Raw genomic sequence first — 23,510 nt, 5'->3', positions numbered from 1 at the left:
GCACGGCGCCACCGCGATCGTGCGCGCGGAGATCGTAGGGCAGCGCCTTTGCCCACCCTACGAATTACGCGTCACGCGAAGCGCTGCCGTGCCAGCTTCGCGCCGGTGCCCAGCGCCATCAGCTTGGCCTCGGCGATCTCGCGGCGCATCGGGGCCATGCCGCAATTGGTGGTGGCGATGATGTTCTCCTTCGGCACCACCTTCATGACGTCCTCGAGCGTCTTGCAGACGTCCTCCGCGGTCTCGATCTCGTCGCTGGCGACATCGATGACGCCGGCCTGGACGATCTTGTTCTTGAGCAGGCCGAGCAGCTCGATCGGCACTTTCGAATTGCGGCATTCGACCGCGACCTGCTGGATCGAACTGGCGTCGATCACCGGGAAGGTGTCCTCGTATTGGCGCCATTCGCCGCCCAGCGTTTCCTTCCAGTCGTTGTTGGCCTTGATGCCGTAGCCGTAGCAGATGTGGACCGCGGTCGGGCAGGTGAGGCCCTCGGCGGCGCGCTCCAGCGCCTTGATGCCCCAGTCGCGCACCTCGTCCATGTAGACGTTGAAGGCGGGCTCGTCGAACTGGATCATGTCGATGCCGTCGTCGTGCAGCGCCTTGGCCTCCTGGTTCAACAGCTCGGCGAAGGCGAACGCCATCTTGACGCGGTCGCCATAGTAGTTGTCGGCGATGGTGTCGATGATCGTCATCGGCCCTGGCAGAGTGAACTTCACGGCGCGCGTCGTATGCGTGCGCGCGATCCGCGCCTCGTCGCCATGGACGCGGCCCTTCAGCGACAGCGGCGCCACCACCTGGGGCACCATCGCCTTGTAGCGGTCCTTGCGGATGCCCATCTCGACCTTGTGCGCGAAGTCGATGCCCTCGACGCGCTCGAGGAAGCCGTGCACGAAATGCTGTCGCGACTGCTCGCCCTCGGTGAGGATGTCGATGCCGGAATCCTCCTGCAGCTTCAGTGCCAGGATGGTCGCATCGCGCTTGGCGCGGGCGAGCTCCTCGCCCTTCGACTTCCACGGCGCCCACAGCACGTTCGGCTCGGCCAGCCATTCCGGCTTGGGCAGCGATCCTGCGATGGTCGATGGAAACAGCATGTGGGACTCTCCGGCTGGAAGGCGGTCAGGCTTGAGCGCCTGTCTGCCATGGCTTAACTGTCAGGTACAGAAAGAACCAAGGCCGGCGCGCGTTTCGCAGCGCGGCATAATGGTCCGGGACGGCCACTGGGGAAGGACTCGAGGCGAGGCATGATCGACCTCCATTACGCGCCGACGCCGAACGGCTGGAAGATCTCGATCATGCTCGAGGAACTCGGGCTGCCCTATACCGTGATTCCCATCGACATCCGCGCCGGCGACCAGTTCAAGCCGGAGTTCCTGGCGATCAGCCCCAACAACCGCATCCCCGCGATCGTCGACCGCGCGCCGGCCGACGGCGGCGCGCCGTTCGCCGTGTTCGAGACCGGCGCGATCCTGATCTACCTCGCCGACAAGACCGGACGCTTCCTGCCGCAGGACGTTCGCGCGCGCTCGCGCGTCATCCAATGGGTGATGTGGCAGATGGCCGGGCTCGGGCCGATGATGGGCCAGCACGGCCATTTCGCGCTGTATGCCGCGGAGAAGATTCCCTACGCGATCCAGCGCTACCGCGACGAGGTGGCGCGGCTGTTCCACGTGCTCGACGTGCAGCTCGGCAGGACCGGCGCTTACGTCGCCGGTGACGACTACACGATCGCCGACATCGCCTGCTTTCCGTGGATGATGACCCACAAGGCGCAGGGTTTTACGCTTGACGACTATCCCAACATCAAACGCTGGTACGCGACGGTGCGCGCGCGGCCGAAGCTGCAAGCCGGGCTCGCCATCGGCAAGTTCGTCAAGGAGCCCTTCAATGATGAGACCCGCCACGTGATGTTCGGCGCGCGGGCGAAGGAAATGACGGGACGAGGTTCATAGTAAACCCCATGAACACGCCGACGGCGTGTTCATGGTTGGTGCGCAGGACCTCCTTGGGTGCCAGAACCTCATGGTGAGGAGCGCCGAAGGCGCGTCTCGAACCATGAGGCCACAAACCGGGCCTCATCCTTCGAGACGCGCGCGGTGCGCGCTCCTCAGGATGAGGGGTAACAGCAACAGGACACACCATGATCGAATTCTTCTTCGACTGCTCCAGCCCCTGGACCTACCTCGCCTTCCACAACATCCAGCCGCTCGCCCGCGAGTTCGGCGTCGACATCGTCTGGCGGCCCATTCTCGTCGGCGGTATCTTCAACACCATCAATCCGAGCGTCTACGCGCAGCGCGAGGCGCCGGTGCCGGCCAAGGCGGCCTATATGCTGAAGGACCTCGGCGACTGGTCGCGCTCGGCTGGCCTCAAGATCAAGATGCCGCCTTCGGTGTTTCCGGTGAACAGCGTCAAGGCGATGCGCGGCTGCATCTGGCTGGGGCAGGAGATGGTGCCGTTCGCGCGCGCCGTGTTCGAGATCTATTGGGGCGAGGACCAGGACATCTCGCAGGATGCGGTGCTCACCGAAGTGTGCCGGCGCGTCGGCGTCGATCCGAAGGCGTTGTTCGACGGCATCGCGCAGCAGGGCATCAAGGATCAGCTGCGCATCAACACCGAGGAGGTCGTCAAGCGCGGCGGCTTCGGCTCGCCGACCATCTTCCTTGATGTCAACGACATGTATTTCGGCAACGACCGGCTGCCGTTGATCCGTGAGGCGCTGGCGAAGCGGAAGGCGGCCTGATGCCGCGCGCGATCGTCTGCCGCGAGCTCGGTCCGCCGGAGACACTGCGGCTCGAAGAGCTGCCGCCGCGAGCGCTGGGACAAGGCGAGGTGCGGGTGAAAATTCGCGCTGCCGGCATCAACTTTCCGGACATTCTGATGGCGGCCGGCGAGTATCAGTTGAAGCCGGAGCTGCCGTTCACGCCTGGGGTGGAAGCCGCTGGCGCCGTGATCGAACTAGGCTCCGATGTCACCGGCTACGCCGTCGGCGACCGGGTGATCGTCCGCATGCGCTTCGGCGCCTATGCCGAGGAGGCGGTGGTCGCGTCGAGCCAGCTCACGCCGCTGCCGACGCCGTTCGACTACGCCGAGGGCGCGACCTATCTGGCCGGCCACGGCACCGCGCATCACGCGCTGGTGGATCGCGGCCAGCTCAAGCCGGGCGAGACCCTGCTGGTGCACGGCGCCGGCGGCGGCGTCGGCCTTGCGGCGGTCGAGTTGGGCAAGCTGCTCGGCGCCACGGTGATCGCTGCGGCCTCATCCGAGGAAAAGCTCGCGGTCGCCCGCGCGCGCGGCGCCGATCATCTCGTGCTGTATGCGCGCGAGCCGTTCCGCGACGCCGTCAAGCGCATCACCGATGGCCGTGGCGTTGATGTCGTGTTCGATCCGGTCGGCGGCGAGGTGTTCGAGAACAGCGTCCGCTGCATCGCCTGGGGCGCGCGGCTGCTGGTGATCGGCTTCACCGGCGGCATTGGGCTGGCCCGGACCAACCTGATCCTGATGAAGGGCGCCAGCGTGCTCGGCGTGCGCGCCGGCGAGGCCGTTCGCAAGGATCCCGAGCTGGGCCAGCGCCGCATGGCGGCGCTGCTGGAGTTCGCCGAGCAGGGCAAGCTGCGGCCGAACGTCTCTCACCGCGTGCCGTTCGCGGACTACGCCGCGGCGATGCGGCTGTTGATCGATCGCAAGGCGATCGGCAGGGTCGCGCTGGTGATGGACTGAGGCACACAGCGGCGCCAAACCACCGGTGTCGTCCCGGCCTCCGCGCCGGGACCCATACCGCGTGATCTCTCTTGTGGCACCCGGAACGTCGTTCGTCGCCCAACCCCATCCTGTGGTTATGGGTCCCGGCTCGGCGCGCGCGTGCCGCGCGCTTGTCCGGGACGACAGGAGAATATGTCGCGCGACCGCGCCCGATAACTATTTATACTCCCGCTCGTCCCACCACGGAAAGTAGTCCGGCATGTCGGCCGTCACCGTGTTCTTGAACTGCGCGGGACGCTTCTCCAGGAACGACACCACGCCTTCCTTGACGTCGTCAGAGCGTCCCCGTGCGTAGATGCCGCGGCTGTCGACCTTGTGGGCTTCCATCGGATCATCTGATCCCATCATGCGCCACATCATCTGGCGGATCAGCGCGATCGACACCGGCGCGGTCTTGTCCGCGATCTCGCGCGCGAGCGCGCGGGCGGTCGGCAGCAGCTCGTCCGGCGGCACCACCTTGCTGACGAGACGGCCGGCGAGCGCCTCCTGCGCCGGGAAGACGCGGCCGGTGTAGCACCATTCCAGCGCCTGCGAGATGCCGACGATGCGCGGCAGGAACCAGCTCGACGCCGCCTCCGGCACGATGCCGCGCTGGGAGAACACGAAGCCGAACCGCGCCGCCTCCGACGCGATGCGGATGTCCATCGCGAGCTGCATGGTGACGCCGATGCCGACGGCGGGGCCGTTGACCGCCGCGATCACCGGCTTGAGCGACTTGAAGATGCGCAACGTGACCTGGCCGCCGCCGTCGCGCACCTGCGGATCGGAATAGTCGACGCTGCCGTCGGCATGCCGCTTCACCGGCCCGCGCTTGGCATCGCGATCGAAGGTGTCGGCGCCGGAGGAGAGATCGGCGCCGGCGCAGAACGCGCGGCCCGAGCCGGTGATGATGATCGCCCTGACGCCGTCGTCCTTGTCGGCGCGATCGAAGGCGTCGATCAGCTCTTCCATCATCGTGCCGGTGAAGGTGTTGAGCTTCTCCGGGCGGTTCAGCGTGATGGTGAGGATCTTGTCGGCGACGTCGTAGAGGATGGTCTGGTAGGCCATGGAGGTTTCCTCGGGTTTCTTGATGTGTTGTTGGTTATGGTTGTTAGAAACGGCATTCCAGGCCGATGCGCAAGCATCGAACAACGCCATGCGGCAAGGCGCGCGCGGCGTATTCCGTAGGGTGGGCAAAGGCGTCGCGCGCAGCGCGTCGCCGTGCCCACCATTCACACTGATGGTGTGGCGGTGGGCACGGCGCCATCAGCAATGGCACGCTTGGACGGTGCGGTGCGCTCGCCTTTGCCCACCCTACGAAGCGGGCTACGCGGCCGGCGCCTTCGGCCATGGCCGCTGCTCGCCGCGCAATCCTTCGAACGTCTTGGCCATGCCGAGCACGCCGACATCGTCAAAGCGGCGGCCGACGATCTGCAGGCCGATCGGGAAGCCGTCGGAATCATAGCCGGCATTGACCGAGATCGCCGGGTTCTCCGACATGTTCCACGGCACGGTGTAGGTGATGTGCTCGAACGGCTTCTCGGGATCGTTGACCGGCGAGGCGAACTCGGCGGGAAACTTCACGCCGGGGGAGACCGGGGAGATAATGTAGTCGTACTCGCAGAACAGCTTCGCCGCGGCGGCGCGCAGCGCCATCGTGACGTTGAAGCCCCTGACGACCTCCACGCCCGACAACGCAGCGCCGCGCTCGGCCCAATTCAGAATGTAGGGCAGTGTTTTCGCGCGCACCTCGGGCGCGAGCCGGGCGAGGTCGTCCCACAGCCGCGCGCGCCAGAAATTGTCGAGGCCGTCGAGCATGTCGCGGGTGAGAAAACCCTTGGTCTCGGTCACGATCGCGCCGGCGTCTTCGAAGGCCTTCGCCGCCGCCAGCGTCGTCGCGCGCACCGACTCCTCCAACGGCTGGCCGACGCCGCCGAGATCGAGCATCAAGCCGATGCGCAGCTTGCGCACCGGCTTCTCTGCGACCTTCCAGTGCAGGTCTGACGGCGGCAGGCTGGTGCCGTCGCGGCGGTCGGGCTTGGACAGCACGCTCATCATCAGCGCGGCGTCATCTACGATACGCGTCATGGGACCGGCGACGCGGCCGACATAGGGGGGATCGATCGGCACGCGGCCGAAGCTCGGCTTCAGGCCGACGAGGCCGCACCACGACGCCGGCAGCCGGATCGAGCCGCCGATATCGGTGCCGACATGCAGCGGGCCGTAACCTGCGGCGGCCGCGGCACCGGCGCCGGCACTGGAGCCGCCGGGGTTCATCCGCAGATCCCACGGATTGCGCGTCAGCGGGTGGAAGCTCGACAGGCCCGACGACAGCATGCCGTAGTCGGGCATCGTCGTCTTGGCGAAGATGATCGCGCCGGCCTCGCGCAGGCGGGCCACCGGCGGCGCGTCGGCCGCGAGCGGCGCGCGCGTGACGCTGGCCGCGCCGAGCGGCATCGGCTGGCCCTTGGTGGCGATGTTGTCCTTCACCGTCGCGGGCACGCCGTCGAGCACGCCGGCCGGCTCGTCATTGGCCCAGCGCTCGGTCGAGGCTTTCGCCGCGGCCCGCGCGGCGTCGACGTCGAGCAGGTACAGCGCCTTGATCTCGGGCTCCCACGCCGCGACATGCGCCAGCACATCGTCCATCACCTCGGATGGCGAGAACTGGCGCGCGCGATAACCTGCAATCAGGTCGACGGCGGAGAGATCGTGCAGCGAGGTGACGTCGTCAGAAGCGGGCTTGTGCATGCTGGTCCTCCGTCGCCGAAGTTCGTCTCAATTCCAGGCCCGCTCATTGACATACGTCAGGCGGCGCTAGGCGGCCGCCAGACGGGTCTCGATGATGCGCGCGAACATGCTGGCGCCGATCGGCAGGATCTTGTCGTCGAGCACGTAACCGGGATTGTGCACCGGCACCGAGCCATCATGGCCGACCCAGAAATAGGCGCCCGGGATGGTCTGCAGCATGTCGGCGAAATCCTCGCTGCCCATCTTCGGCGTCGAGCGCGTCAGCACCTTCGAGGGCTCCACGACGGTGCGCGCGACCTCCTCGACGACCTTGGACTGCTCCTCCTGGTTCACCAGGACGCTGAACGTGTCGCGGATGTCGACGTCGATCTCGCAATTGAATGCCGCCGCCATGCCGGCGCAGATCGCGCGCATGCGCTCGCGCACCAGCGCGCGGACATTGTCGGAGAATGCGCGCACGGTGCCGCACAGCCAGGCGTCGCCCGGAATGACGTTGTAGGCCGAGCCGGCGTGGATCTGGGTGATCGAGACCACGGCGGCCTGCAGCGGCTCGACGTTGCGGCTGACGATGGTCTGGATCGCCTGGGCGACGCTGGTCGCGATCACCACCGCGTCCTTGGAGCGCTCGGGCATCGCGCCGTGAGCGCCGTAGCCGGAGATTCTGATATCGAAGAAGTCGGCGCCGGCCATTGCCGGGCCCGGGAGAATTGCGATCTCGCCATGCTCCAGGTCCGGCGCGTTGTGCAGGCCGTAGAGCTCGTCGCAGGGGAATTTCTGGAACAGGCCGTCCTTGATCATCGCACGCGCGCCGCCGAGGCCTTCCTCGGCCGGCTGGAAGATGAAATGCACGGTGCCGTCGAAATTGCGCGTCTCGGCGAGATAGCGCGCGGTGCCGAGCAGCATCGTGGTGTGGCCGTCATGGCCGCAGCCGTGGAAGCGGCCGGGGATGGTGGAGCGCCAGGGGAGGTTGGTGTTCTCCTCCATCGGCAGCGCGTCCATGTCGGCGCGAAGGCCAATCTTCTTGCTGCCGGCACCCTTGCCCTTGAGCACGCCGATCACGCCGGTGCCGCCGAGGCCGCGATGCACCTCGATGCCCCATTGCGCGAGCTTCTCGGCGACGATGCCGGAGGTGCGCGTCTCCTCGAATCCGATCTCGGGATGCGCGTGCAGGTCGCGGCGGATGGCGGTGAGCTCGTCGGCGTAGCCTTGGATGCGATCGATCGTGGGCATGGGTGTGGTTTCCTGGGAGGTTTTAAGCTTTGAACGCCGGGCCGTTCGGCTTGAGGCGGATGCCCGGGCGCAAACGGGTCCAGGGCAGGGTGGAGGGATCGGCGGGCATCGCGCCGGGCGCGGCGCAGATCAGCAACTGTTCGGCGATGGGCTCGAAATCGGCGCGGAAGTGGACCGAGCTCTTGTTGACGAGGATCGCCTGCTCGGTCGGCTCGATGCCGACGAAGCGGTACATCTCCTGGTCGGCGAGCTGCGACTTGTGCGAGGCCACGACCACCCGGACGTCGCCGATCCGCAGGCACGCAGACGGACCCATCTCCATCTTGCGGCCACCGTAGAACGGGCCGGGCGCGACGAAGCGGCCGTCGGAGATCTTGTCGACGATGAAGCTTTCCTCGAACGGCGCGTCGCCGGGAATGCCGCTCTTGCCGCCGAGCGACAATGTGATCGTCGCGCCTTCGCCGGCCGCATGCGCAGCCAGCGCGGCCTGGGGATCGTAGATCATGCCGATCGCGGCGCGGCTGGCGCGGTTGCGCACCAGCGCGCGCAGCATGCCGGTGGTGTCGGAATCGCCGCCGGCACCGGGATTGTCCTGGGTGTCGGCGATGACGATCGGGCGGGTGGCTGTCTTCGCCAGCGTCATCGCGTGGCGCACGCCGTCGTCCGGCGTGTAGATGCGGCCGTCGAAATCATCCTCGTGACCACTGACGATGGCAGCCACTGCATCCGCGGCGGCGTCCGCATCCGCCTGCGTGCGACCGTAAGCGAACACGCTGGGACCGCAATGCACGAAGTCCGCGGCCGGGAAGCCCGGCGCAAACGACAGCGTCGGCACCGCGTCGCTCTGCATCGCCGCAAGCTTCTCATAGATGCCCTTGGTGGGCTGGTCGTTGGTGCACTGCCAGCTGATCGGAATCAGGAAGGGCAGCTGGCGGAAGGCTTTCGCCAGCGGCTGCTTTGTGCGCAAGAGCAGCGCGAGGTGCTCGGCGCAGGCGCGGCCGGTGTCGGCCATGTCGGTGTGCGGATATTTGCGATAGGCGATCAACGCGTCCGCATGCGCCATCATCTCGGGCGTGACATTGGCGTGCAGATCGAGGCTCGCGACCAGCGGTACGTTTGGCCCGATCGCCTTGCGCACGCGCGCGAGGATCTCGCCTTCGCCATCGTCGAAATGCTCCGGCACCATGGCGCCGTGCAGGTCGAGATAGACGCCGTCGAGCGGGAGGGCCGCCTTGATGCGGTCGACCATCACGGTGGTGATGCGCTCGAACGCATCCCGGGTGACATGAGCCGACGGGCTCGCTGCGCAGGCGATGCTGGGAACGATCTCCCAGCCATTGGCTTCCGCGACCGCGATGAAACCGGACTGGCCGGCATTGATGTCGCGCATGGTCGTCATCACGCTGGCAGCGTCGGCGATGGAGGCGCGGCCGCCGCCATGCATGAAGTCGTCGTAATCCGCTTTCGTCGGGGCGAAGGTATTGGTCTCGTGCAGAAAGCCGCCGATCGCGACGCGCGTCATTACTTCGCCTCAGGTCGTGAGATGGAGTGGCGACGTTAGACTGTGCCCGGCGGCCCGCGCAAGCGAAGGAGCGATGCCGTTTTGCATGCCGAGTGAGCGGAGCGGCGATGCCGTCGGTAGGGTGGGCAAAGGCGCGCCACACGACGCGTCGTAGGCCAGGGTCTTTCGCGCGCCGTGCCCACCGCCTAAACTCAACCGGCGCCGATGGTGGGCACGCTGCCGCCTTCGGCGGCCGCTTTGCCCACCCTACGAATCCACGGCAGAGCGGCTACGCCACCGCTTCCGACACGGGCCGGAAGTTGGCAAAATCCCAGTTCCGGCCGGGGGCCGCTTCGAGCAGGGACTTGGTGTAGGCCTCCTTCGGATGCGTCAGGATCTCGCCCGCCGGGCCCTGTTCGACGATGCGGCCCTTCTGCATCACCACGACCTCGTCGCAGATCTGGGCGGCGACGCGAAGGTCATGCGTGATGAACAGGATCGCGATGCCGAGCCGGCGCTGGATCTCGTCGAGCAGCTCCAGCACCTGGGCCTGCACGGAGACGTCGAGCGCGGAGACCGCTTCGTCGGCCACCAGAACATCCGGATCGAGCGCGAGCGCCCGGGCAATCGCGATGCGCTGGCGCTGGCCGCCGGAGAACTGGTGCGGGTAGCGCGAGATGGCATCGGCGGGCAGGCCGACCAGTTCGAGCAGCTCGCGTGCCCGGGCCATCGCCTTGTCATGCGAGGTGCCGTAGTTGATCGGTCCCTCGGCGATGCTCTCGCCCACGGTGAGGCGCGGGTTGAGCGAGCGGTAGGGATCCTGGAACACGATCTGGATGCGCTTGCGGTGCGGCTGCAAGAGCCGGCGCGTCAGGATCGAGATCTCGTGGCCGGCAAGGCGGACGCCGCCGGAGGTCGGGTCGATCAGCCTGACAATGCAGCGCGCGACCGTCGACTTGCCGGAGCCGCTTTCGCCGACGATGCCGAGCGTACGGCCCTTGCGCAAAGTGAGCGTCACGTTCTGCGCGGCGACCACCTCGCGCGGTTTGCCGATGAACGAGCGCTCGCGATAGACCTTGCCGAGCTCGTTGGTCTCCAGCACCACCGGCTCGGTCGTGTCGGGCCGCGGTGGCCGCGGAATCAGGCTCGGCACGGAGGCGAGCAGGTTGCGCGTGTAGTCCATCTCGGGCTTGCGCAGGATCTTGTCCAGCGCGCCAGTCTCGACCAGGCGGCCCTGGCGCATCACCGAGACGCGGTCGGCGATCTCGGCGACGACGCCCATGTCGTGGGTGATGAACAGCACCGCGGTGCCGTGATCGCGCTGCAGTTCGCGGATCAACGAGAGGATCTGTTTCTGCGTGGTGACGTCGAGCGCGGTGGTCGGCTCGTCGGCGATCAGCAGCTTCGGCTCCAGCACGAGCGCCATCGCGATCATGATGCGCTGGCGCTGTCCGCCGGACAGGCGATGCGGGTAGGAGCCGAAGATGCGCTCGACGTCGGGCAGGTGAACCTGCTCCATCATGTCGAGGATGCGCTTGCGGCGCGCGCGACCGTCGAGCGAAGTATGGGCGCGCAGGACCTCGTCGATCTGGCGGCCGACCGGCACGACCGGATTGAGCGCGGTCATCGGCTCCTGGAAGATCATCGCCATCCGCGTGGCGCGCAGCTCGCGCAGGCGGCGATCGCTGGCGGTGAGCAGCTCCTCGCCGACCAGCTTGACGCTGCCGCCGACGGCGTGCAGCGCGTTCTTCGGCAGGAGGCCCATGGTGGTCAGCGACGTCACGGACTTGCCGGAGCCGCTCTCGCCGACGACGCACAGCGTCTCGCCCTTTTCGACCTTGATCGAGACGCCGTCGATGATGCGCGGGCCGTTCGGATTCCTGGTCTTGCCGACGGTGACGACGAGATTGTCGATGTCGAGGATGGTATCGGTCATATTAAAACTCTCTCTGTCGTCGTTCCGCGATGGTCCGCAGGACCAGACCCGGAACCTCGAGATTCTCGGGAGCGCAATTGCGCGCCATAGTTCGCGTCTGCGACGCGCCCCGGAATGACGTCAACATTCTTCGCTTGATGCACTGCCGTCACTTGCCGGCCTCGCGCTGCTTCATGCGGGGGTCGAGCGCGTCGCGGGCGGCGTCGCCGATCAGGTTGATCGAGAGAATCGCGATCGACAGCAGCAGGCCGGGCCAGAAGATCAGCGACGGCTTGACCTGGAAGTAGGAGCGGCCCTCGGCCATGATGTTGCCCCAGGTCGGCGTCTCCGGGCTGATGCCCGCGCCGAGGAAGGACAGGATCGCCTCGGTGAGAATCGCCGCGGCGCAAATATAGGTGCCCTGGACGATCAGCGGCGCAATCGTGTTCGGCATCAGATGCCGCCACATGATCTTGGGCATCGAGGTGCCCAGCGAAATCGCGGCTTCGACGTAGGGCTCCTCGCGCGCGGTCAGCACGACCGAGCGGACGAGGCGCGCGACGCGCGGAATCTCGACGATGGTGATCGCGATCATCACCGTGCCGACGCTGGCGCCGGACAGCGAGACGATCGCGATGGCGAGCAGGATGCTCGGGATCGCCATCAGGCCGTCCATCACCCGCATCAGGATGGCATCGACCCAGCGGAAGAAGCCGGAGACGAGGCCGATCACCAGCCCGATCGCGATCGAGATGACGGCAGCGCCGACGCCGACCAGGAGCGAGATGCGGCCGCCATAGATGGTGCGCGACAACAGGTCGCGGCCATAGGCGTCGGTGCCGAGCAGGAATTGCGCGCTGGCCGGCTTGAGCCGTTGCGCCGGTGCGAGCAGCACCGGATCATGCGGCGCCAGCAGCGGCGCCAGGACCGAGACGATCACGATCAGCGACAGGCAAACGGTGGCCACGGCGATGATCGGGGTCGAGGTGAGAAAGCCGAACCGGGGCCCCAGTCGTGTGGTGACCGGAATCGACGGCTCAGGAGTGGTGACGATTGCCATCGGAGCTGAGGCCTTCAGTAGCGGATACGGGGATCGAGAAGCGTGTAGGCGAGGTCGATCAGCAGATTGACCGCCAGGTAGATGAACGACGTCAGCAGGATCATGCCCTGGATGACGGGATAGTCGCGGGCCAGCACGGCATCGACGGTGAGACGGCCGATGCCCGGCAGGTTGAACACGCTCTCGGTCACGACGACGCCGGAGATCAGCAGTGCAAAGCCGGAGCCGATCACGGTGATGACCGGCACGGCGGCATTGCGCAGCGCGTGGCGCAGCAGCACCGCGACCTCGCTGACGCCCTTGGCGCGCGCGGTGCGCACGAAGTCTTCGCCGAGCACGTCGAGCATCGCCGCGCGCGTCATGCGCGCGATCAGCGCGACGTAGATGAAGGACAGCGCGCAGGTCGGCAGGATGATGCGCTCGAAGAACGGCCCGAAACCGACGCTGAGACTCTTGAAGCCCTGCACGGGCACCCAGCGCAGATTGATCGCGAACACCTGGATCAGGATGTAGCCGATCACGAACACCGGCACCGAGAAGCCGAGCACGGACAGCGCCATCACGAAGCGATCGATCCAGGTGCCGTGCTTCCACGCCGCGATGACGCCGAGCGGGACGGCGACCAGGATCGACAGGATGATCGTCGAGAGCGCGACCGAGATCGACGGCTCGATGCGCTGGCCGATCATCTGCAGCACCGGCACCTTGGAGATCAGCGACACGCCGAGATCGCCGTGAACAAGCTGATTGATCCAGGTGAAGAACTGGACGTAGAGCGGCTCGTTCAGTCCGAGCGTGGTGCGGATGCGCTCGAGCTGCTCGGGCGTCGCATTGTCGCCGGCGAGAATCGCGGCGGGATCGCCGGGCGTCAGCCGCAGCAGCAGGAAGACGAACAACGCCACCACGCCCATCACCGGGATGGATGCGAGGATGCGGCGAAACAGATAACCGATCATCTTGAGAGAACCGTTGTCATGGTGCGGGGATGACGCGCCTGATGTCGTGAGTGAGTGTGCATGTCACCGATGGTCATGGCTTGCAAGATTCATCGCTTTCGAGATCTCCGGTGTTCGCTCGTCCGTGCGTGCATGCGCATGACACGGGATTCGTGATCAGCGCGATCCCTCGCATTTGCAAACAATGTCGCGGCACTTTGCGGCGAACTTTCGCGCGAAACTTTGCAAGCCGCATGCCATCATGCGCGCGCGGCAAGGCGAATGTCCACTTGCTCAGGGCGGTCCCGGAAAATGAAACCGTGCTGCTGCGCAACAGCGCGTAACGAGTGGTGCTGTAGGGTGGGCAAAGGCGCGGCCCGTGCTGCCTCACACAAACCAGATCGCGGTCGCGCCGTGCCCGCCATCTTCCAAGCGTCCGCGCAGTTCGACGGTGGGCACGCTGCCGCCTGCGGCGGCTGCTTTGCCCACCCTACGGTCATGCGGCAAGCACGTGGTTACGCCAGCGACGCCAATAGCCCGGCCATGAGGCGGCCGCGTTCAGCGAGGCTATCGATCTCGATATACTCGTTGAGGGTGTGCATATCTGCGCCACGGACGCCGAGGCCGTCGAGGGTGGGAATGCCGAGCGCTCCCGTGAAATTGCCGTCGGAGCCGCCGCCGGCCGAGCCGTGGGGCAGGGACATGCCGAGGTCTGCGGCAATGCGGCGCGCGGTCTCGTACAGCGCCATGGTTCCGGAATCCGGCTCCCACACCGGCCGCGTCACGCCGCGTGTCACATTGAAGGCGACGTCGTCGGTGGTGCCGGACAGTGCGAGCATGCGTTCGACGCCGCGGTCGAGATCGGCCTGGCGCTTGGCCATGCTGAGCGCTTCGCCGGTGCAGGTCGTTGCGACGCAATTCACCCATTGGCCGCCATGCACGATGCCGACCGAGAAGGTGCAATCCTCCGTCGTCATCGCGTCGATGGCGAGGATCTGCCGCGCCATTTCCCGGATTGCGGAACGGCCGGCCGCGAGCCGCGCGCCGGCATGGCTGGGGCGTCCGGTGGCTTCGAGATTGAAGCGCGCGATGGCGTAGCGGCCGGTGACGACGCCATTGTCGGGACGGCCCGGCTCGGGCACCAGCACGTATTTGTTGCGGCGCGCTTCAGCCTCGATGACGTCGCGGGTGGAGGGGGTGCCGACCTCTTCGTCGGGCGTGAACAGCACGGTGGTCGGCAGCGGCGTCGTGACGCAGGCCTTCATCAACTGCCGGATCGCCTCGAGCGAGAGATAATTGCCGCCCTTCATGTCGCAGATTCCGGGACCGTGACACCGGCCACCGTCGCGGCGCCACGGCAGCTTGGCCAGCGTGCCGACAGGGTGGACCGTGTCCATGTGGCCGGCGATCAGGATGCCGGGCTCGCCCTGCCTGGGGTGCGGGAAGCGGGCGCGGACGCAGCCGGCGAAACCCTGCCGTCCGGCGATGCGCTCGATCGTCGCACCCGAGATCGCCATGTCACGCGCGGCGAGATCGAGCATGCGCTCGACGGCGCCGGCGTCCCAGGTCGGACTCTCGCATTCCACCCAGCCGCGCAGGCCCTGCAGCATGGCTTCGGTATCGAAGGGAAGATCGGCTGGATTCATGTGTGCTCTCTTCAAGGCCTTATCGTGAATCTCGTGACACGAGACGATAGTCGCGCGCGCTTTGTAAAGCGAAAGCTGTGTAAGCGTTAACGGCGATCTGAGGCGTGAGCGGCATGCACTGAATGCGGATTGACGCGAAACACGACCTCTGCAACTGTCGAAAGCCTACGACTTACAGCGTGTTAGTTCGCACAAGGATTGATCTGCACGCACAACGAATGATCTGGGTCTGAACAGATTCAGGTCAAATCCATCCCGCTAGGAGACTTCTGTAATGTTCCACATCCCGCGCTGGAAAGGCCTGACGCTCGCCACGAGCCTCGCCGTTTCCATGCTTTCGCTTTCCACGGCGCTGAGCACCCAGGCCATGGCTGCCGGCAAGAAGACGATCACGGCGGTGATGCATTCGGACCTGCGCGTCATCGACCCAGGCTTCACCACGGCCTACATCACCCGCGACCATGGCTACATGGTTTACGACACGCTGCTGGCGACCGATTCGAGCTTCAAGGTCCAGCCGCAGATGGCGGACTGGAAGGTCTCCGACGACAAGCTGACCTACACGTTCACGCTGCGAGACGGTCTCAAGTGGCATGACGGCACGCCGGTGACCGCCGAGGACTGCGTCGCGTCGCTGAAGCGCTGGGGCCGCAATGACGGCATGGGCCAGAAGCTGATGGACTTCACGGCGAGCCTCGAGGCGCCGGACGCCAAGACGATCGTGCTCAAGTTGAAGGAGCCCTACGGCCTCGTGCTGGAGTCGATCGCCAAGCCGTCGTCGCTGGTGCCGTTCATGATGCCGAAGCGTCTCGCCGAGACGCCGCAGGGCCAGCAGATTCCGGAACAGATCGGCTCGGGCCCGTTCAAGTTCGTCAAGGCGGAATTCCAGCCGGGCGTGAAGGCGGTGTACGAGAAGAACACCGACTACGTGCCGCGCAAGGAGCCGGCGAGCTGGACCTCGGGCGGCAAGGTGGTGAAGGTCGACCGCGTCGAGTGGATCACCATGCCGGATGCGCAGACCGCAGTGAACGCGCTGCAGTCGGGTGACATCGACTTCATGGAAAATCTTCCCTACGACATGCTGTCGGTGCTGGAGTCGAGCCCGGAGCTCAAGATCGATGTCTTGAACAAGTTCGGCTACCAAACGCTCGGCCGCATGAACTTCCTGAACCCGCCGTTCGATAACGTGAAGGTCCGGCGCGCGGCCTTCCTGGCGCTGAACCAGAAGGACGTGCTCGATGCGCTGGTCGGCAATCCGAAGTACCAGAAGGTCTGCGGCGCGGTGTTCGTGTGCGGCACGCCGCTGGAGACCGACATCGGCGCTGAGACGCTGATCAAGGGCAACGGCATGGCGGAGGCCAAGAAGGCGCTCGCCGAGTCCGGCTATGACGGCACGCCGATTGCGATCATGGCCCCGGGCGACGTGACCACCTTGAAGGCGCAGCCGGTCGTCTCGGCGCAGCTGCTCCGCGAGGCCGGCTTCAAGGTCGACCTGCAGGCGACCGACTGGCAGACCGTGGTGACGCGGCGCGCCAGCCAGAAGCCTGTGAAGGAGGGCGGCTGGAACATGTTCTTCACCAACTGGGTCGGCGCCGACGTCGCCAATCCCGTCGTGAACGTGTCCATCGGCGGCCGCGGCACCAAGGGCGGCTGGTTCGGCTGGGCCGAGGACGCCGAGATCGAGAAGCTGCGCGATGCCTATGCGCGCTCGGCCTCGCCGGAGGAGCAGAAGAAGATCGCGACCGAAATCCAGAAGATGAACTACGAGAAGGTGATCTACATCCCGCTCGGCCAGTACCTGCTGCCGAGCGGCTGGCGCAAGTCGCTGACCGGCGTGCTCGACGGTCCGGCGACGCCGGTCTTCTGGAACATCGACAAGAGCGAATAAGTCACGCCGAGTTTGAACCAGCAAAGTGATCGAGCGGCGGAGGCAACTCCGCCGCTTTTTTCATTCGAGGGCGCGCGGCGCGCTGCCGTCGGCTGGGCAAAGCAGGCGCAGAGGGCGGCAGCGCGCCCCAACGTCGTGCAGCATGCTCGGCGGAGAGACGGTGGGCACGGCGCCTCAACACGTCTGCGCGTACAAATAGCACCACCGCGCCTTTGCCCACCTGACGGGAGCAACGCTGGTAATTAGATGCACGGCGGCCGGCGAAGAGGCGACAGCAAAGCCGATTGACGGGCGCAGGAACTGTTGCAAGTCTTTCGCCCGCGGAATGAACGCTGGGCGAAGACCCTGAAAGCGATGGTGCGACGCCCAGCGGTCGCCGTGTCTCGATCACTCCGAGGCCGTCGTTCACCCGTCACGTCAAGAGAGCTCGCATGTCACCTCATCCGCGCCGGGCCCGTTCCGCGCTCGCGTCTTGGCTTGTTGCCTCCGCCGTTCTGCTATCACCGTGGCTTGCGCCGCAGGCGATTGCAGCCGGCAAGAAAACGATCACCGCAGTGATGCATTCCGACCTGCGCGTCATCGACCCCGGTTTCACCACGGCCTACATCACCCGCGACCATGGCTACATGGTCTACGACACGCTGGTCGCCACGGACGCGAACTTCAAGATCCAGCCGCAGATGGCGGACTGGAAGGTCTCAGATGACAAGCTGACCTACACCTTCACCTTGCGCGACGGCTTGAAGTGGCACGATGGCGCCGACGTCACCGCCGAGGACTGCGTCGCGTCGCTGAAGCGCTGGGGCCGCAACGACGGCATGGGCCAGAAGCTGATGGACTTCACCGCGAGCCTGGAGGCTCCGGATGCCAAGACGATCGTGCTCAAATTGAAGGAGCCCTACGGCCTGGTGCTGGAATCGATCGGCAAGCCGTCGTCCTACGTGCCGTTCATGATGCCGAAGCGTCTTGCCGAGACGCCGCAGGGCCAGCAGATTCCGGAGCAGATCGGCTCCGGACCGTTCAAATTCGTCAAGGCGGAATTCCAGCCCGGTGTGAAGGCGGTGTACGAGAAGAACACCGACTACGTGCCGCGCAAGGAGCCGGCGAGCTGGACGGCGGGCGGGAAGGTGGTGAAGGTCGATCGCGTCGAGTGGATTACCATGCCGGATGCGCAGACCGCTGCGAACGCGCTGCAGGCCGGCGACATCGATTTCATGGAGGCGCCGCCCTATGAGCTGCTGTCGGTGCTGGAGGCCAACCCCGAGCTCAAGACCGAGGTGCTGAACAAGTTCGGCTACCAGACGCTCGGACGCATGAACTTCCTGAACCCGCCGTTCGACAATGTGAAGGTGCGCCGAGCGGCCTTCCTCGCCCTGAACCAGAAGGACGTGCTCGACGCGCTGGTCGGCAACCCGAAGTATCAGAAGATCTGCGGCGCGGTGTTCGTGTGCGGCACGCCGCTGGAGACCGATGTCGGGGCCGAGACGCTGATCAAGGGCAACGGCATGGCGGAGGCGAAGAAGGCGCTCGCCGAGTCCGGCTATGACGGCACGCCGATCGCGATCATGGCGCCCGGCGACGTGATCGCGCTCAAGGCGCAGCCGATCGTGTCGGCGCAGCTGTTGCGCGAAGCCGGCTTCAAGGTCGACCTGCAGGCGACCGACTGGCAGACCGTGGTGACGCGCCGCGCCAGCCAGAAGCCGGTGAAGGAGGGCGGCTGGAACATGTTCTTCACCAACTGGGTCGGCGCCGACGTCGCCAATCCCGTCGCCAATGTCTCGGTCGGCGGCCGCGGCACCAAGGGTGGCTGGTTCGGCTGGGCCGAGGATGCCGACATCGAGAAGCTGCGCGACGCCTATGCACGCTCATCGTCGGCCGACGAGCAGAAGAAGATCGCGACCGAGATCCAGAAGCTGAACTATGAGCGCGTCATCTATGTCCCGCTCGGGCAATACCTGCAGCCGAGCGTCTGGCGCAAGACGCTGACCGGGGTGCTCGACGGCCCGGCGACGCCGATCTTCTGGAACATCGAGAAGAAGGAGTAGACGGTCGTCATCTGTGACGTCGACCAGGGCGCGGCGAGGACATCATTGTCGCGCTCTTTCGCTCGCTCGGGCGCCCGACCGTCGTCAGCAATGCGTATCCCGGACGGCTTCCAGCCCATCCACCATCAGGGGTGGCGTGAGCTGATCCTGCGACAGCTTCTTGCTTGCACGGATCGGCGCCGCGGCTGGGGTCGTGCGATGTGACTCGGCGGCTGTTTCGGTCGGCATTGGCATGCTCCCTGGTCGCGCTGCTAACGAGCGAGCCCGTTTCCAGTTCCAGGAGTCGGCACCGGGGTCGGCCCGCGCATGAGGCGACGGTCGCCATGCGTCCGTGCCGATTGACGCGCAGTGGAACTGCTGCAAGTCTGCATTCCGCAAGCTTGTTTGCTCCGCGCTCCCTGATGCGCGGCATAGCGGCTTGCCGGCCTTGATTGCGGTCGGGACCGTCGGATGAAAGCTCACATCAAGAGATATTGCATGTCACATCCTTTGCGGCGGACCTCATCCGCGCTGGTGTCCTGTCTGATTGCCGCGGCGATGGCCGTTTCGCTCGGTGCAACAACCAAGGCCGTTGCAGCCGGCAAGAAGACGATCACGGCGGTGATGCATTCGGATCTGCGCGTGATCGATCCGGTGTTCACGCCCGCCTACATCACCCGCGATCATGGCTACATGGTCTATGACACGCTGCTCGGGACCGACGCGAAGTTTCAGGTCCAGCCGCAGATGGCGGAGTGGAAGGTCTCCGACGACAAGCTGACCTACACCTTCACCCTGCGCGACGGCTTGAAGTGGCACGATGGCATGCCGGTGACGGCGGAGGATTGCGTCGCCTCGCTGAAACGCTGGAGCCGCAACGACAGCATGGGCCAGAAGCTGATGGAGGCGACCGCCTCGCTCGAGGCCACCGATGCCAAGACGATCACCTTGAAGCTCAAGGAGCCCTATGGCCTCGTGCTGGAGTCGATCGGCAAGCCGTCGTCCTACGTGCCGTTCATGATGCCGAAGCGTCTCGCCGAGACGCCTGCGAACGCGCAGATCTCGGAGCAGATCGGCTCGGGGCCGTTCAAATTCGTGAAGGCTGAATTCCAGCCGGGCGTGAAGGCGGTCTACGAGAAGAACACCGACTACGTGCCGCGCAAGGAGCCGCCGAGCTGGACCGCCGGCGGCAAGGTGGTGAAGGTCGATCGTGTCGAGTGGATCTCGATGCCCGACGCGCAGACCGCGGTCAACGCCCTGCAATCCGGCGACATCGACTTCATGGAGTTTCCGCCGCTCGACCTCGAGCCGGTGCTGTCAGCCAGTCCCGATCTGACGATGAACGTGCTGAACAAGTTCGGCTACCAGACCTTGGGCCGGATGAACTTCCTGTTTCCGCCGTTCGACAATGTGAAGATCCGCCGCGCGGCCTTCCTGGCGCTGAACCAGAAGGACGTGCTCGACGCGCTCACCGGCAACCCAAAATACTACACGATCTGCGGCGCCGTGTTCGGCTGCGGCACGCCGCTGGAAAGCGACGTCGGCTCGGAGACGCTGGTGAAGGGCAACGGCATGGAGCAGGCCAAGAAGCTGCTCGCCGAGTCCGGCTATGACGGCACGCCGGTGGTGATCCTGGCGCCGGGCGACGCGATCACGCTGAAGGCGCAGCCGGTCGTCGCCGCGCAGCTGCTGCGCTCGGCCGGCTTCAAGGTCGACCTGCAGACGACGGACTGGCAGACGGTGGTGACGCGCCGCGCCAGCCAGAAGCCGCCGAAGGAGGGCGGCTGGAATATGTTCTTCACCAACTCGGTGATCGCCGATTCCGGCAACCCGATCGGCAGCACCTTCGTCGGCGCGCGCGGACAGAAGAGCCCGTTCGGCTGGCCTGACGATCCGAAGATGGAAGAGCTGCGCGATGCTTTCGCCAAGGCCGGCACGCCCGAGGACCAGAAGCGCATCGCGACCGAGATCCAGAAGGAAATCTATGACCAGGTGATCTACGTGCCGCTCGGCCAATGGTTCATGCCGAGCGCCTGGCGCAAGTCTGTCACCGGCGTGCTCGAAGGGCAGGCGGTGCCCGTGTTCTGGAACGTGGACAAGAGCGAGTAGCTCGCGAGTAGCTCATGGCCTCGTAGGGTAGGCAAAGCGGCCGCCCGTCAGGGCGGCGGCGTGCCCACCGTCGCGCAGCGAGGTCTTGGCTAAGCCGGTGGGCACGGCGCCTTGGCAATCTCGTTCGGAGATGCAGCGTACCTGCGCCTTTGCCCACCCTACGACTACGATTGCCGCGGTAGCTCGGCCATCACGCCTTGATGTCGTCCAGCGCCGCCAGCACCTCGGTCGAGGCCACCTCGACCTTGCCGATCTCGTTGAGCGCTTCGTCGATCCGGCCTGAGCTGAACAGGCGCGCGGCCTCCTTGCCGTGACGATGCACCGCCTCGTGCGGGCGTTCGAGCCGGCGGAATGCCGCGTCGCCGGCAAGGCGTTGGCCGCCTTCACCGTAGTACCATTTGCCAAGCCGGCAATTGTGGTGATCGGTGAGCTCGTCGGCGCGCAGCTGGAGTCGGCCGACCGACATGTCGACCAGCCGCTTCTTCCAGATCACATGGTCGGCCTTGGCGAGGCGCACCACCTGATTGTCGAGCGAGAGCTTGGCGATCTCGCCCAGCATCTTGCCGACCTTGGCGTCGGTCCGTCCCATGGTGTCGGCGAGCGACATCACCTCGTTGGCATTGGCGGTCGCGAGATCGGCGATGATGGTGATGCCTTGCGCCACCTCGTCGGTCGCGGCGGTCTGCTCGGCGAGAATGCCGGAGATCTCGTTCATCTTGGTGCTGACGATGGCGGTCCGGCTGCCAGCCTGATCGATCGTCTGCGCCAGATCGTTCATCTCGGACATACCGACCTCGACCGCCTTGGCGCCACCCGCCATCGCCTCGACGATGCCGCTCATTTCCGCCTGCAGCCGCTCGATGCGGCCCTTGATGTCCTCGGTCGCCTTTGTGGTCTGCTGCGACAGGTTCTTCACCTCGGCTGCGACCACCGCAAAGCCCTTGCCGAACTCGCCGGCGCGCGCCGCCTCGATCGTCGCGTTGAGCGCCAGCAGATTGGTCTGGTTGGCGATCGCATCGATGGTGCCGACGATCGAGCCGATCTCCGCCGAGGCCGCGCTGAGGTCGGCGATCTTGGCCGAGGTGTCGCGCACGGAGCTCGCAATGCCGTTCATGGTCTGCAACGTCCTGCGGACCGCGGTGACGCTGTTCTCGACCGCCTGGCGCGTGGCGGCCGCCTCGGCTGCCGCTTCGGTCGATGTCGAGCGGATGGTGTGCACCGAAGCCTGCATCTCGACAGAGGCCGAGGCGAGGCTCTGGCAGCGCTCGGACTGATTGTTGGAGGCGCCGATCAGGCGCGCTGCACTGATCGAAGCCTCGTTGCTGTTGATGCAGAGGTCGACGATGGAGTCGAGGTCCTGGGATGCGCGGCCTGCCAGCGCAGTGCCGAGACGATGGATCGCCTCGATCAGTCGCGGCTTGAGTTTTGCGCGTAGCGCGGCGGCATCGAGGTTCGCGACCTCGCGGTTCAGCTTGCCGGCAGCCCAGTCGTCGAGGCATTGCGCCAACACGTCCTGAAACGCCTCGTGCGCGGCCGTATCGAAGACGGGCGGGGCATCCTGATGATCGGTCTTGCGGCTGCGGAATCCCAGCATCGTGTCTCTCGGTTCAAATCGAGCGCGGCCGGTCTCGCGCCGGATGTCAGCGCCGTGGCGGCAGTCCGTCGGAACTCTGAGCGCTGTATGGTTAACGGTGGGTTTCCCGTCGCAACCGGCGGTAGGGGCGGGGTTCGGTTGGCGTCTTTGACAAACCGTAAGTGGTGCCTTACGGTAAGTCATGGCTTACGAAACGGCGTTGACAGTTCTGGCAGACCCGACGCGGCGGCAGGTGTTCGAGCGCCTCCGCCACGGACCGTGTCCGGTTCATGCCATCGCCAAGGGCATGCCGGTGTCGCGGCCGGCAGTGTCGCAGCATCTGAAGGTGCTGAAGGATGCTGGCCTCGTCGAGGAGCGCAGCGAGGGCGCGCGGCGCATCTACTCCTTGCGCCGCGAGGGGCTGGCCGAGCTGCGCGACTGGCTCGACAGCTTCTGGGACGACGCGCTGCTGGCCTTCAAGATCGAGGCCGAACGCACGCACCGTCACGCGAAAGGACAGGGAGACGGGGAATGAGTGAGCGCGTCGTCATTGCGCCGGTCGAGAAACAGGTCCGTGTCCGCGCACCGATCGATCATGCCTTCACGGTGTTCACCAGCGGGCTGACCCAGTGGTGGCCGCATACGCATGGCGTCGGCGGCAAGCCGATCGCGAAGGTCTTGCTCGAGCCGCAGCTCGGCGGCCGCTGGCTGGAGATCGCCGAGGACGGCACGCAGACGGTGGTCGCGACCATCACGCGATGGGAGCCGCCGCAGCGCTTCGTGATGCTGTGGCAGGTCGATGCGCAGTGGAAGCCGGATGCCGCGATGCGCTCAGAGGTCGATGTCCGGTTCTTCGCCGAAGGCAAGGACGCAACGCGGGTCGAGCTCGTGCACCACAAGTTCGAGACCATGGGCGCGGAGGGCGGGGCCTCGATGCGCCGGGATGTCGACGGCGGTTGGCCGGGCCTGCTGCAGCGCTTTGTGGCTGAGGCCGAGGGGCCGGCGTCCTCGTAAATCAATCATCATGGGGGAAACGTCATGTCAGCGTTCGTCGTGCATTCGGTGCCGGGAAGCCCGTTCGGCCGCAGCGTGCTGGCCACGCTGGAGGAGAAGGGAGCAAGCTATCGGCTTGCCCCGCTT

Annotated in this window: 19 protein-coding genes and 1 pseudogene; 9 read left to right on the top strand and 11 right to left on the bottom strand. The window is 66.0% G+C overall.

The window, feature by feature from the left end:
* Window positions 1-71 precede the first annotated feature (71 nt).
* Window positions 72-1,094: a methionine synthase gene (locus NLR35_RS11780; protein WP_257166699.1), complete on the bottom strand. Its 1,023-nt coding sequence runs from the start codon at window positions 1,092-1,094 to the stop codon at window positions 72-74.
* Window positions 1,095-1,244: 150 nt separating this feature from the next.
* Here NLR35_RS11780 and NLR35_RS11775 point away from each other — a divergent pair, with 150 nt between their 5' ends.
* The 3 genes from NLR35_RS11775 (at window position 1,245) to NLR35_RS11765 (ending at window position 3,720) form a co-directional block, all read left to right on the top strand.
* Window positions 1,245-1,952: a glutathione binding-like protein gene (locus NLR35_RS11775; RefSeq protein ID WP_257166698.1), complete on the top strand. Its 708-nt coding sequence runs from the start codon at window positions 1,245-1,247 to the stop codon at window positions 1,950-1,952.
* Between the two features lie 188 nt (window positions 1,953-2,140).
* Window positions 2,141-2,743, top strand: coding sequence for a 2-hydroxychromene-2-carboxylate isomerase (locus tag NLR35_RS11770; protein ID WP_257166697.1), 603 nt, complete (start codon window positions 2,141-2,143; stop codon window positions 2,741-2,743).
* Complete coding sequence (locus NLR35_RS11765; RefSeq protein ID WP_257166696.1) at window positions 2,743-3,720, top strand: NADPH:quinone oxidoreductase family protein; 978 nt, start codon at window positions 2,743-2,745, stop codon at window positions 3,718-3,720. Before NLR35_RS11770 ends, NLR35_RS11765 begins: the two co-directional genes overlap by 1 nt.
* A 198-nt stretch (window positions 3,721-3,918) precedes the next feature.
* Here NLR35_RS11765 and NLR35_RS11760 read toward each other — a convergent pair whose 3' ends face one another.
* The 8 genes from NLR35_RS11760 to NLR35_RS11725 form a co-directional block, all read right to left on the bottom strand.
* Window positions 3,919-4,809 (bottom strand): crotonase/enoyl-CoA hydratase family protein, encoded by an 891-nt coding sequence (locus NLR35_RS11760; RefSeq protein WP_257166695.1) that lies wholly within the window; start codon window positions 4,807-4,809, stop codon window positions 3,919-3,921.
* A gap of 258 nt (window positions 4,810-5,067) precedes the next feature.
* Window positions 5,068-6,489 (bottom strand): amidase, encoded by a 1,422-nt coding sequence (locus NLR35_RS11755; protein WP_257166694.1) that lies wholly within the window; start codon window positions 6,487-6,489, stop codon window positions 5,068-5,070.
* 66 nt (window positions 6,490-6,555) lie between these two features.
* Entirely contained in the window at window positions 6,556-7,719 is a 1,164-nt protein-coding gene (locus NLR35_RS11750) for a M20 aminoacylase family protein (RefSeq protein ID WP_257166693.1), read from the bottom strand.
* A 22-nt stretch (window positions 7,720-7,741) separates the two neighbouring features.
* Entirely contained in the window at window positions 7,742-9,241 is a 1,500-nt protein-coding gene (locus NLR35_RS11745) for a M81 family metallopeptidase (RefSeq protein ID WP_257166692.1), read from the bottom strand.
* 268 nt (window positions 9,242-9,509) lie between these two features.
* Window positions 9,510-11,156, bottom strand: a complete 1,647-nt coding sequence (locus NLR35_RS11740; RefSeq protein WP_257166691.1) for an ABC transporter ATP-binding protein — start codon at window positions 11,154-11,156, stop codon at window positions 9,510-9,512.
* Window positions 11,157-11,304: 148 nt separating this feature from the next.
* Window positions 11,305-12,195: an ABC transporter permease gene (locus NLR35_RS11735; protein WP_257166690.1), complete on the bottom strand. Its 891-nt coding sequence runs from the start codon at window positions 12,193-12,195 to the stop codon at window positions 11,305-11,307.
* A 14-nt stretch (window positions 12,196-12,209) separates the two neighbouring features.
* Window positions 12,210-13,151, bottom strand: coding sequence for an ABC transporter permease (locus NLR35_RS11730; protein ID WP_257166689.1), 942 nt, complete (start codon window positions 13,149-13,151; stop codon window positions 12,210-12,212).
* Between the two features lie 494 nt (window positions 13,152-13,645).
* Entirely contained in the window at window positions 13,646-14,776 is a 1,131-nt protein-coding gene (locus tag NLR35_RS11725; protein WP_257166688.1) for a M20/M25/M40 family metallo-hydrolase, read from the bottom strand.
* Window positions 14,777-15,050: 274 nt separating this feature from the next.
* Here NLR35_RS11725 and NLR35_RS11720 point away from each other — a divergent pair, with 274 nt between their 5' ends.
* Window positions 15,051-16,664, top strand: coding sequence for an ABC transporter substrate-binding protein (locus NLR35_RS11720; RefSeq protein WP_257166687.1), 1,614 nt, complete (start codon window positions 15,051-15,053; stop codon window positions 16,662-16,664).
* A 431-nt stretch (window positions 16,665-17,095) separates the two neighbouring features.
* Window positions 17,096-18,709 (top strand): ABC transporter substrate-binding protein, encoded by a 1,614-nt coding sequence (locus tag NLR35_RS11715; protein ID WP_257166686.1) that lies wholly within the window; start codon window positions 17,096-17,098, stop codon window positions 18,707-18,709.
* Between the two features lie 84 nt (window positions 18,710-18,793).
* On the opposite strand, the gene NLR35_RS11710 is transcribed toward NLR35_RS11715, so the two are convergent.
* Window positions 18,794-18,937 carry a hypothetical protein gene (locus tag NLR35_RS11710; RefSeq protein WP_257166685.1) on the bottom strand — a complete coding sequence of 48 codons (144 nt, stop codon included), beginning with the start codon at window positions 18,935-18,937 and terminating at the stop codon, window positions 18,794-18,796.
* Window positions 18,938-19,186: 249 nt separating this feature from the next.
* Between NLR35_RS11710 and NLR35_RS11705 the strand changes: the two genes are divergently transcribed.
* Entirely contained in the window at window positions 19,187-20,797 is a 1,611-nt protein-coding gene (locus NLR35_RS11705; RefSeq protein WP_257166684.1) for an ABC transporter substrate-binding protein, read from the top strand.
* A gap of 190 nt (window positions 20,798-20,987) precedes the next feature.
* Here the strand turns inward: NLR35_RS11705 and NLR35_RS11700 are convergent, their stop codons facing one another.
* Entirely contained in the window at window positions 20,988-22,391 is a 1,404-nt protein-coding gene (locus tag NLR35_RS11700; RefSeq protein ID WP_257166683.1) for a methyl-accepting chemotaxis protein, read from the bottom strand.
* Between the two features lie 181 nt (window positions 22,392-22,572).
* On the opposite strand from NLR35_RS11700, the gene NLR35_RS11695 reads away from it, so the two are divergent.
* From NLR35_RS11695 to NLR35_RS34300, 3 genes and pseudogenes are all read left to right on the top strand, one after another.
* Window positions 22,573-22,905 carry a helix-turn-helix transcriptional regulator gene (locus NLR35_RS11695; RefSeq protein WP_257166682.1) on the top strand — a complete coding sequence of 111 codons (333 nt, stop codon included), beginning with the start codon at window positions 22,573-22,575 and terminating at the stop codon, window positions 22,903-22,905.
* Entirely contained in the window at window positions 22,902-23,384 is a 483-nt protein-coding gene (locus NLR35_RS11690) for an SRPBCC family protein (RefSeq protein WP_257166681.1), read from the top strand. The genes NLR35_RS11695 and NLR35_RS11690 overlap by 4 nt, the downstream gene beginning before the upstream one ends.
* A gap of 24 nt (window positions 23,385-23,408) precedes the next feature.
* A pseudogene (locus NLR35_RS34300) lies at window positions 23,409-23,480 on the top strand (glutathione S-transferase family protein); the annotation flags it as partial.
* Window positions 23,481-23,510: the final 30 nt, after the last annotated feature.

The organism is Bradyrhizobium sp. SRS-191, from assembly GCF_024586915.1.
In the GTDB taxonomy this organism is placed as follows: domain Bacteria; phylum Pseudomonadota; class Alphaproteobacteria; order Rhizobiales; family Xanthobacteraceae; genus Bradyrhizobium.
This window is presented reverse-complemented; position numbering and strand designations above follow the sequence as displayed.

Coding starts and splice junctions, on each gene's coding strand:
- NLR35_RS11780 (WP_257166699.1), bottom strand. CDS start 1,094: ATGCTGTTTCCATCGACCATCGCAGGATCGCTGCCCAAGCCGGAATGG.
- NLR35_RS11775 (WP_257166698.1), top strand. CDS start 1,245: ATGATCGACCTCCATTACGCGCCGACGCCGAACGGCTGGAAGATCTCG.
- NLR35_RS11770 (WP_257166697.1), top strand. CDS start 2,141: ATGATCGAATTCTTCTTCGACTGCTCCAGCCCCTGGACCTACCTCGCC.
- NLR35_RS11765 (WP_257166696.1), top strand. CDS start 2,743: ATGCCGCGCGCGATCGTCTGCCGCGAGCTCGGTCCGCCGGAGACACTG.
- NLR35_RS11760 (WP_257166695.1), bottom strand. CDS start 4,809: ATGGCCTACCAGACCATCCTCTACGACGTCGCCGACAAGATCCTCACC.
- NLR35_RS11755 (WP_257166694.1), bottom strand. CDS start 6,489: ATGCACAAGCCCGCTTCTGACGACGTCACCTCGCTGCACGATCTCTCC.
- NLR35_RS11750 (WP_257166693.1), bottom strand. CDS start 7,719: ATGCCCACGATCGATCGCATCCAAGGCTACGCCGACGAGCTCACCGCC.
- NLR35_RS11745 (WP_257166692.1), bottom strand. CDS start 9,241: ATGACGCGCGTCGCGATCGGCGGCTTTCTGCACGAGACCAATACCTTC.
- NLR35_RS11740 (WP_257166691.1), bottom strand. CDS start 11,156: ATGACCGATACCATCCTCGACATCGACAATCTCGTCGTCACCGTCGGC.
- NLR35_RS11735 (WP_257166690.1), bottom strand. CDS start 12,195: ATGGCAATCGTCACCACTCCTGAGCCGTCGATTCCGGTCACCACACGA.
- NLR35_RS11730 (WP_257166689.1), bottom strand. CDS start 13,151: ATGATCGGTTATCTGTTTCGCCGCATCCTCGCATCCATCCCGGTGATG.
- NLR35_RS11725 (WP_257166688.1), bottom strand. CDS start 14,776: ATGAATCCAGCCGATCTTCCCTTCGATACCGAAGCCATGCTGCAGGGC.
- NLR35_RS11720 (WP_257166687.1), top strand. CDS start 15,051: ATGTTCCACATCCCGCGCTGGAAAGGCCTGACGCTCGCCACGAGCCTC.
- NLR35_RS11715 (WP_257166686.1), top strand. CDS start 17,096: ATGTCACCTCATCCGCGCCGGGCCCGTTCCGCGCTCGCGTCTTGGCTT.
- NLR35_RS11710 (WP_257166685.1), bottom strand. CDS start 18,937: ATGCCGACCGAAACAGCCGCCGAGTCACATCGCACGACCCCAGCCGCG.
- NLR35_RS11705 (WP_257166684.1), top strand. CDS start 19,187: ATGTCACATCCTTTGCGGCGGACCTCATCCGCGCTGGTGTCCTGTCTG.
- NLR35_RS11700 (WP_257166683.1), bottom strand. CDS start 22,391: ATGCTGGGATTCCGCAGCCGCAAGACCGATCATCAGGATGCCCCGCCC.
- NLR35_RS11695 (WP_257166682.1), top strand. CDS start 22,573: ATGGCTTACGAAACGGCGTTGACAGTTCTGGCAGACCCGACGCGGCGG.
- NLR35_RS11690 (WP_257166681.1), top strand. CDS start 22,902: ATGAGTGAGCGCGTCGTCATTGCGCCGGTCGAGAAACAGGTCCGTGTC.